Below are 1,484 nucleotides of genomic sequence, written 5' to 3' on the forward strand. Positions count from 1 at the left end.
AGCTTGGCGTTTAACCTCGTCTGTCACCCGACCTGCTGAGATCTTCCTTTTCGGAGAACGCGGGACGCGGCCGTCCTCCACGCTTCGAGGTGTCGAGTCACGGAGTGTGAAGGGACGGCCGCTGAGATGAGTGTCCTTGCCCAGGCCCCTGCCGTCGAGGTGTTGGGTGTCCTGTCCCGCTTTCGGGTTGAGTTCTACGACTGCCTGTACGCGCGAGCGGATGCGCTCTTCGAGCTCACCGACGCGATGCTGTGCGCGGACGGTCCGGTGAAGTCACCGGTGGAGCTAACGTTGACTGCCGAGCATCGGCGCGGGCACGGGGCGATGTACGCCGCGCTGGACAAGGGGTGGCTGCAGCCGGCCCGTCTGCGCCGGGTCCTGGCCGGCCTGCCGCTGCCGCGCGCCGCCGACGGGCGCATCGTGCTCGCCGCGGACGTGTGCAACTGGCTCCGCCCAGACGCCCCCACCAGCCCCGACCGGCTCTTCTGCCACGTCTACGGACGCGGCGGCCGGTCCAGCGACCAGTTCGTGCCCGGCTGGCCGTACTCCTTCGTCGCCGCTTTGGAGACCGGCCGCACCTCCTGGTGCGCCCTGCTCGACGCTGTCCGCCTGGGCCCGGCCGACGATGCGGTCGCCGTGGCCGCGGCCCAACTGCGCGGCGTGGTCGAGCGGTTGGTCGCGGCCGGCCACTGGAAGCCGGGAAACAAGACGATCCTCATCGTGCTGGACGCCGGCTATGACGCACCCCGCCTCTCGTACGCGCTGCGTGACCTGCCGGTGGAGGTGATGGCCCGGCTGCGCTCGGACCGTGTGATGTACCGCGACGCAGGTCCCGCACAATCCACCCCCAAAGGCGGACGCCCCCGCAAACACGGAGCCAGATTCTGCCTCGCCCGACCGGAGGGCTGGCACGTCCCCGACCGGCTCACCACCTGCGAGACCACCCGCTACGGCCGGGCCGAGGCACGTGCCTGGGACCGCATGCATCCGAAACTGCAGGCCCGCAGTGCCTGGCTCGACCACGAGGGAGAACTGCCCACGCAGCACGGCACGTTGATCCGGCTCAAGGTGGATCACCTGCCCGGCGAGCGCGAGGCGAAACCGGTGTGGCTGTGGACCTCGGCCACCGGCCTTTCCGCCGACCAGGTGGATGTGCGATGGCAGGCGTTCCTGCGCAGGTTCGACCTGGAGCACACCTTCCGCTTCCTCAAGCAGACACTCGGCTGGAGCCGCCCGAAAGTCCGCCATCCCGACACCGCGGACCTGTGGACCTGGCTGGTGATCGCCGCACACGCCCAGCTCCGCCTCGCCCGCTCGCTGGCCGAGGATCTGCGCCACCCCTGGGAACGGCCTGCCGAGCCACAGCGGCTCACCCCCGCGCGCGTCCGTCGAGGGTTCCGCCACCTCCGCGTGAAGGCCGCCCGTCCGGCGGCAGGGCCGAAACCGTCCAGGCCCGGCCCAGGACGCCCACCTGGGTCACAAAA

The 1,484-nt window shown here is 70.5% G+C and carries 1 protein-coding gene; it reads left to right on the top strand.

Annotated features, from left to right (window positions below; translation table 11 throughout):
- Positions 1-126: 126 nt before the first annotated feature.
- Positions 127-1,484: NF041680 family putative transposase (locus tag KYY02_RS33540; protein WP_371244835.1), on the top strand; the 1,358-nt coding region annotated here is incomplete at its 3' end.

The organism is Streptomyces pimonensis (assembly GCF_041380215.1).
GTDB classification, from domain to species: domain Bacteria; phylum Actinomycetota; class Actinomycetes; order Streptomycetales; family Streptomycetaceae; genus Streptomyces; species Streptomyces pimonensis.